Source organism: Cupriavidus sp. HPC(L), assembly GCF_000307735.3.
Classification (GTDB): domain Bacteria; phylum Pseudomonadota; class Gammaproteobacteria; order Burkholderiales; family Burkholderiaceae; genus Cupriavidus.
In genome coordinates this window covers 1-7,881 of the sequence record NZ_AMPR02000138.1, presented here as the reverse complement: position 1 = coordinate 7,881, position 7,881 = coordinate 1, and the positions used below count along the sequence as shown (strand labels likewise).

Annotated in this window: 7 protein-coding genes; all 7 read left to right on the top strand. The window is 69.9% G+C overall.

The annotated features are described in order from the left end of the window. Positions 1-10: 10 nt before the first annotated feature. Positions 11-772: an ABC transporter ATP-binding protein gene (locus tag B551_RS10130; protein WP_083492566.1), complete on the top strand. Its 762-nt coding sequence runs from the start codon at positions 11-13 to the stop codon at positions 770-772. Then, complete coding sequence (locus tag B551_RS10125; RefSeq protein ID WP_023264005.1) at positions 765-1,529, top strand: ABC transporter ATP-binding protein; 765 nt, start codon at positions 765-767, stop codon at positions 1,527-1,529. The genes B551_RS10130 and B551_RS10125 overlap by 8 nt, the downstream gene beginning before the upstream one ends. A 79-nt stretch (positions 1,530-1,608) precedes the next feature. Beyond that, positions 1,609-2,679, top strand: a complete 1,071-nt coding sequence (locus B551_RS10120) for a branched-chain amino acid ABC transporter permease (RefSeq protein WP_083492565.1) — start codon at positions 1,609-1,611, stop codon at positions 2,677-2,679. A gap of 46 nt (positions 2,680-2,725) precedes the next feature. Continuing rightward, positions 2,726-3,796, top strand: a complete 1,071-nt coding sequence (locus B551_RS10115; protein ID WP_006579677.1) for a branched-chain amino acid ABC transporter permease — start codon at positions 2,726-2,728, stop codon at positions 3,794-3,796. Between the two features lie 49 nt (positions 3,797-3,845). After that, a complete protein-coding gene (locus B551_RS10110; RefSeq protein ID WP_006579678.1) occupies positions 3,846-5,393 on the top strand; it encodes a long-chain fatty acid--CoA ligase in 1,548 nt (515 codons plus the stop codon). Between the two features lie 41 nt (positions 5,394-5,434). Next, positions 5,435-7,615 carry a D-(-)-3-hydroxybutyrate oligomer hydrolase gene (locus B551_RS10105; protein WP_043438596.1) on the top strand — a complete coding sequence of 727 codons (2,181 nt, stop codon included), beginning with the start codon at positions 5,435-5,437 and terminating at the stop codon, positions 7,613-7,615. 2 nt (positions 7,616-7,617) lie between these two features. Beyond that, positions 7,618-7,881, top strand: a 264-nt coding sequence (locus B551_RS25130) for a MaoC family dehydratase (protein WP_172682453.1), incomplete at its 3' end; no start/stop codon positions are given.

The following is a 7,881-nucleotide window of genomic DNA, read 5'->3' as shown; positions in this document are numbered from 1 at the left end:
ACAGCCGGCGCTGGAAACCCGCGACCTGACGATCCGCTTCGGCGGCCATGTGGCCGTCAACGCGGTGTCGTGCGCGTTCCGCGCCGGCGAGCTGACCTGCATCGTCGGCCCGAACGGCGCGGGCAAGACCACCTACTTCAACCTGATCTCGGGCCAGCTGGCGCCGACCGGCGGCCGTATCGCGCTGTACGGCCGCGACATCACCGGCCTGAGCGCATCGGCCAAGGCGCGCCGCGGCATCGGCCGGGCCTTCCAGCTGACCAGCCTGTTTCCGAACCTGTCGGTGCTCGAGAACGTGCGGCTGGCCGTCCAGGCGCGCGCCCGCATCGGCCTCGATCTGCTGACGGTCTGGAGCAGCCATCGCGGCGTCAATGCCGAGGCCGAGCGCTGCCTGGAACGGGTCGCGCTGGCGGCCAAGCGCGACCTGGCCGTGGCCGCGCTGCCGCACGGCGACCAGCGCAAGCTCGAGGTCGCGATCCTGCTGGCGCTGCGCCCGCGCGTCTTCATGTTCGACGAGCCGACCGCCGGCATGAGCGTCGACGAGGTGCCGGTGATCCTCGACCTGATCCGCGAGATCAAGCAGGACCGCGCGCACACCGTGCTGCTGGTCGAACACAAGATGGACGTGGTGCGCTCGCTGGCCGATCGCATCGTGGTGCTGCACAACGGCAGCCTGATGGCCGATGGCGATCCGGCCGAGGTGATCGCCTCGCCGATCGTGCAGCAGGCCTATCTGGGCCTGCCGGCCGAGGGGGAGGGTGCCGATGGCTGAGCACGCCACCTCGATCTCCGCGCCGCACGCCGCCGCGCAGCCGCTGCTGCGCCTCGCCGGCGTGCAGACGCATATCGGGCCGTATCACATCCTGCACGGCGTCACGCTCAAGGTGCCGCGCGGCGGCGTCACGATGCTGCTCGGGCGCAACGGCGCGGGCAAGACCACCACGCTGCGCACGGTGATGGGCCTGTGGCGGGCTGGCGCCGGCCGGATCGAATTCGACGGCAGGGACATCACCGCGCTGGACACGCCGGCGATCGCGCAGGCCGGCATCGGCTACGTGCCCGAGAACATGGGCGTGTTCTCCGACCTGACGGTGGCCGAGAACCTGCGGCTCGCCGCGCGCCAGGGGCCGGCCGATCCACAGCGGCTCGACTGGGTGCTGCGCATGTTCCCGGCGCTGAAGGTGTTCTGGCATCAGCGCGCCGGCGTGCTGTCCGGCGGCCAGAAGCAGATGCTGTCGGTCGCGCGCGCCATCGTCGAGCCGCGCCGGCTGCTGATCGTCGACGAACCGACCAAGGGGCTGGCCCCGGCCATCATCCAGAACATGATCGCAGTGTTTCGCGAGTTGAAGCAGACCGACGTGTCGATGCTGCTGGTCGAGCAGAATTTCCAGATGGCGCGGGCGGTCGGCGACACGGTGGCGGTGATGGACGACGGCCGCGTCGTGCACGCCGGCACCATGGCCGAGCTCGCCGCCGACGAGAGCCTGCAGCAGCGCCTGCTGGGGCTGTCGCTGGCCGCGCACCAATGATGTCTGCCCTGACGATGCCGCCCGTGACTTCGGCCGCGAAGTCGGCCGTGATGTCCGCCGTTCCCGAGGAAACCTGACCATGACCGCTGGCAGCACCGCGTCCGAACCCCCATCTCCGGTGACCTCCGTCCCAGCCGATGCCACGCCGGCGGCGAATACCACCGATCTGCCCGCCGCGCGGCTCGACTGGCTGCCGCTGGCGCTCGCGCCGCTGCTGATGCTGCTGGCGTATCCATTGATCGGCAGCGGCTCGACCTGGCTGACGCTGACGATCGCCGGCCTGGCGATGGGCATGATCATCTTCGTGGTGTCGTCGGGCCTGACGCTGGTGTTCGGCCTGATGGACGTGCTGAACTTCGGCCACGGCGCCTTCATCGCGCTGGGCGCCTATATCGCGGCCTCGGTGCTGCTGCCGCTGGCGCCCTGGGTCGAGGCCGACAGCCTGGCGCTGAACCTGGCGGTGTTCGCGCTGGCGATCTTCGCCGCGATGGCGGTGGCCGGCGCGCTGGGCCTGGCCTTCGAGCGCGTGGTGGTGCGTCCCGTCTATGGCCAGCATCTGAAGCAGATCCTGATCACGATGGGCGGCATGATCGTCGCCGAACAGCTGATCAAGGCGATCTGGGGACCCGAGACCATCGCGCTGACGCTGCCGGCGAGCTTTCGCGGCGCGGTGCTGCTGGGCGATGCCGCGATCGAGAAATACCGGCTGATCGCCGTGGTGCTGGGGCTGGCCGTCTTCATCGCGATGCTGCTGGTGCTGAACCGCACGCGCATCGGCCTGCTGATCCGCGCCGGCGTCGAGAACCGCGAGATGGTCGAGGCGCTCGGCTATCGCGTGCGCCGGCTGTTCGTCGGCGTGTTCGCGGTCGGCGCGGGGCTGGCGGGCATGGGCGGCGTGCTGTGGGGGCTCTATCAGCAGAACATCACCGCGGCGATCGGCGCGCAGGTCAATGTGCTGATCTTCATCGTGATCATCATCGGCGGGCTCGGCTCGACCGCCGGCTGCTTCGTCGGCGCGCTGCTGGTCGGGCTGATGGCCAACTACACCGGCTTCCTGTTTCCCAAGGTGGCGCTGTTCTCCAACATCCTGCTGATGGTGCTGATCCTGCTGTGGCGGCCGCAGGGTCTGTATCCGGTGGCGCGGCGCTGAGGCCTGTCGCCGCGTCACATCGCATGGCAAAGGAACCGACCGCATCATGATCCGACTGCTCTCCGGCGATACCCCGCGCAGCCGCGCACTGACGGTGCTGCTGCTCTTGCTGCTGCTGGCGCTGCTCTGCACGCCGTTCCTGATCCCCGGCGCGCGCGCGTTGAACATGGCCGCCAAGATCTGCATCTTCGTGGTGCTGGTGGCGAGCTACGACCTGCTGCTCGGCTACACCGGCATCGTCTCGTTCGCGCACACGATGTTCTTCGGCATCGGCGGCTATGGCGTGGCGATCGCGATGACGCGCTTCGAGCCGGGCTGGGGCGCGCTGCTGGCGGGCATCGCCGGCGCGCTGGCGGTGTCGATGCTGCTGGCGCTGGTGATCGGGCTGTTCTCGCTGCGCGTGCGCGCGATCTTCTTCGCGATGATCACGCTGGCGGTGGCGACCGCCTTCGCCACGCTGGTGTCGCAGCTGTCGGCCTGGACCGGCGGCGAGGACGGGCTGTCGTTCAAGGTACCGGCGCTGCTGACGCCGGGCTTCGCGCTCGAGGATGCCGACGGCGAGGCGATCGAATGGCTGGGCGTGCCGCTCAATGGCAAGCTGTTTTCGTACTACCTGGTGCTGGCCGGCGCCGCCGTGCTGTTCCTGATGCTGCTGCGCGTGGTCAATTCGCCGTTCGGGCGCGTGCTGCAGGCCATCCGCGAGAACGACTTCCGCGCCGAGGCGATCGGCTACCGCACGGTGGTCTACCGCACGGTGTCGACGGTGCTGTCCGCGGCCTTCGCCACGCTGGCCGGCGTGCTGATGGCGATCTGGCTGCGCTACAACGGCCCGGATACCTCGCTGTCGTTCGAGATCATGGTCGACATCCTGCTGATCGTCGTGATCGGCGGCATGGGCACGATGTATGGCGCGGTGATCGGCACCGTGCTGTTCCTGCTGGCGCAGACCTATCTGCAGGACGTGATGCAGCTCGCCAGCGAGGCCACCGCGGCGCTGCCGCTGCTGTCTTCGCTGCTGCATCCCGATCGCTGGCTGCTGTGGCTGGGTTTGCTGTTCGTGCTCAGCGTCTATTATTTCCCGCAAGGCATCGTGGGACGTCTGCGCGCGGCGCGATGACGACCATGACGACGTTCATCATCGAAGTCCAACGCGACGCGGGGCGCCCATGTACGTAGTCGACTGGCTGCACAAGCACGCACGGCACCGCCCCGACAAGATCGCGCTGGTCGATGTCGACAGCGGCCGGCGGATCAGCTACCGCCAGTTCGACGAGCGCGCCAGCCGCTTCGCCGAATACCTGACGCAGACGCTCGTGCTGGCCCCCGGCAGCCGCGTCGCCGTGCTGGCGCACAACAGCGCCGACTATCTCGAGATGCTGTACGGCTGCGCCAAGGCCGGCATGGTGATGGTCTGCCTGAACTGGCGGCTGGCGCCAGCCGAGCTCGCGCCGATTCTCGACGACTGCATGCCCGAGGTGCTGGTGGCCGGCGACGGCTTTCTTCATGTCGCCGCCGAACTGGCACGCGGGCGCGCGCTGCGCGCGGTGCTGCATCTGGCCGACGACGAGGCGGCCGATGTGCCGGCGGGCTGGACCGAATACGAGGCGGTGCTGGCCGCCGCGTCGGGGCGCACCGTCGAGATGCCTTGCCGCGACGAACACGAGGTCTGGCATCTGCTGTACACCTCCGGCACCACCGGCCGGCCCAAGGGCGTGATCCAGACCTACGGCATGGTGTTCTTCAACGCCGTCAACGCGACGATCGCCAACCGCATCACGCGCGACGACGTGATGCTGGCGGTGCTGCCGTTCTTCCATACCGGCGGCCTGAACCTGTACGCGAATCCGGTGCTGCATGCCGGCGGCACCGTGCACGTCGCGCGCCAGTTCGATGCGGGCGCGACGCTGGCGCGGCTCGATGCGCGCTCGGGCGCGGGCATCACGATGTTCTTCGCGGTGCCGTCGATCTACCAGTTCCTCGCCCAGCATCCGGACTTCGAACGGGCCGACCTGTCGCGGCTGCGCAGCTGCGCGGCCGGCGGCTCGCCGGTGCCGCTGCCGCTGCTGCGGGCGTACCAGGCCAAGGGCGTGACGATCTGCTTCGGTTTCGGCATGACCGAGACGGGCCCGACCGTGTTCGTCGCCGACGAGGACACCGCACGCCGCAAGCCGGGCACCATCGGCAAGCCGGTCGGCTCGATGCTGACGCGCGTGGTCGACCCGCTCGGCAACGATGTCGCGCCGGGCGAGCGCGGCGAGCTGCTGATCAAGGGGCCGGGCGTGACGCCGGGCTACTGGAACCTGCCCGAGGCCACCGCGGCCGCGCTGCGCGACGGCTGGCTGCATTCGGGCGACATCGCCTATGTCGATGCCGACGGCGACTACTACATCGTCGATCGCGCCAAGGACATGTTCATTTCCGGCGGCGAGAACGTCTATCCGGCCGAGGTCGAGCAGGCGCTGTTCGCGTTGCCGCAGGTCGCCGAGGCCGCGGTGATCGGCGTGCCCGACGAGCGCTGGGGCGAGGTCGGCATGGCGCTGCTGGTGCTTCGGCCCGGCGCCGCGCTCGATCCGCAGGACGCGATCGCGCATTGCCGGCAGCTTCTGGCCGGCTACAAGGTGCCGCGCCACGTGCGCGTGGTCGACGCGTTGCCGCGCACGCCGTCGGGAAAGATCGAAAAACACAAGCTGCGCATGCAATACCGGCAGCATTGATGCGGCGCTCGCATGCGGCGTTGCCATCCAAGGAGACCACGATGCAGCAGACACACCGAAGCGAAGCGGCAGGGCAGCGGCGCGGCCGGGCCACGGCAAGGGCAGGATCGGCAGGGCGGACGCCGCTGGTTCCGCTGCTGATTCCGCTGGCCTGCATGGCGCTCGTTGGCTGCGGCTCCGACGATGACGACGACCATGGCGCGCCGGTCAACCAGCGTCCCGCCTATATCGGCTCGCTGACGGTGCACGACTACGACGGCAACGCCGACGATCTGCTGACCGCGGGGCTCGGCAAGGACGGACTGGCCGGGACCGCGCCGCTGCCGGCCGATCCCAACGCGCCGACCCGCACCGAGCTGCGCCGCTACGCGATCTGGAGCAACTACCAGGCGCTGGTCGATGTCAGCGCCGCGGGCGGCTACGGCACGCTGTACGGGCCCAACGTCGACGCGCAGGGCAACGTCACCGGCGGCCAGGGCAAGATCCCCGGCGTCGAGTATCTGGCCTATGCCGACGACGGCAGCGGCCGGCAGAACGTTACGATGATGGTGCAGATCCCGGCCAGCTTCGATCCCGCGCGGCCGTGCCTGATCACCGCCACGTCGTCCGGCTCGCGCGGCGTCTACGGCGGTATCTCGACCGGCGAATGGGGCCTGAAGCGCGGCTGCGCGGTGGCCTATACCGACAAGGGTACCGGCGCCGCGCCGCACGATCTCGCCAACGACACCGTCGCGCTGATCGACGGCACCCGCACCAGCCGCGCCGCCGCCGGCCGCGAGGCGCATTTCGCCGCGCCGATCGACGACAACGCGCGCGCCGCCTTCATCGCCGCGGCGCCGCATCGGCTCGCCTTCAAGCACGCGCATTCGCAGCGCAATCCCGAGAAGGATTGGGGCCTGTTCACGTTGCAGGCGATCGAATTCGGCCTCTGGGCGATCAACGACCGGCATGGCGAGATGCGTGACGGCCAGCGCCGCCGCACCATCGACAAGGACAAGCTGCTGGTGATCGCCTCGAGCCTGTCCAATGGCGGCGGCGCCGCGGTCGCCGCGGCGGAGGCCGACGTGCAGGGCCTGATCGACGGCGTCGCGGTCAGCGAGCCGAACCTGAACATGCCGCAGGACGCCGGCATCACCGTGCGGCGCGGCGGCACGCCGGTGGCCGTCAATGGCCGCACGCTGTACGACTACACGACGATGGCCAACCTGCTGCAGCTGTGCGCGGCGCAGGACCCGGCCAACGCGCAGGCGCCCGCGGTCGGTTTCTACGCGACGCTGGGCACCATTCCGACCAACCGCTGCGCCGCGCTGGCCAGCGCCGGCATCATCAAGGGCGCGACGCTGGCCGAGCAGGCCGCCAACGCCCAGCAGGCGCTGCGCGACTACGGCTGGGAGCCGGAGTCCGCGGTGCTGCACGCCTCGCTGGGCTTCTTCGAGGTCTCCAGCGCGGTGGCGGTGACCTATGCCAATGCGCTGTCGCGCGCCAGCGTGACGGACCGGCTGTGCGGCTACAGCTTCAGCGGCATCAACGCGGCGTTCGAACCGGCGCCGGTGACGCAGGCGCAGATGGCCAACATGTTCGCGACCGGCAACGGCGTGCCGCCGTCGTCGGGCGTGCAGCTGATCAACGACCTGGATCCGCGCGGACCGCGCCGGGATCTGCTGTCGCGCTCGCCGGGCTCGCCGGTCGACGACGCCAACACCGCGGGCGCGCGCTGCCTGCGCGATCTGGTGACCGGCATTTCGCCGCAGGCCCTCGCGCTGCAGGTCGGCCAGCGGCTGACGCTGCGCAACGGCAATCTGCGCGGCAAGCCGGCGCTGATCGTGCACGGGCGCGACGATGCGCTGCTGCCGGTCAACCACACCTCGCGCCCGTACCTGGGGCTGAACCGGCAGCGCGAGGGCGCGGCGAGCCGGCTGTCGTATGTCGAGGTGACCAACGCCCAGCACTTCGACGCGTTCAATGCGCTGGTGCCCGGTTATGGCAACCGCTACGTGCCGCTGCATCTGTACCTGAACCGCGCGCTCGACGCGATGTACGACCATCTGCGCAACGGCACGCCGCTGCCGCCGTCGCAGGTGGTGCGCACGGTGCCGCGCGGTGGTACGCCGAACTCGCCGGCGCCGGCGATCCAGCCGTCCAACGTTCCCGGCTTTGCCGCCAACCCCGCCGCCGGCGACCGCATCGAAGTCACCGGCGGCATCGTCGAGGTCCCGCAGTGACGATGGCCATCCCGCAGCCTTCCCAGCCTTCCGGGCCCGCCGTACCGTCCGCGCCGCGCGTGCTGACGCAGCAGGACTTCGATCGCTTCGCGCGGCTGTCGCGCGACGACAATCCGATCCACTGCGATCCGGCGTTCGCGCGCGGCACCCATTTCGGTGCCACCGTCGCGCACGGCATGCTGCTGTTCTCGCTGCTGTGCGCGCAGATGCAGAGAGGGAGGGCCGGTCCGGTGCTGCCGCTGGCGCAGACGCTGATGTTTCCGCAG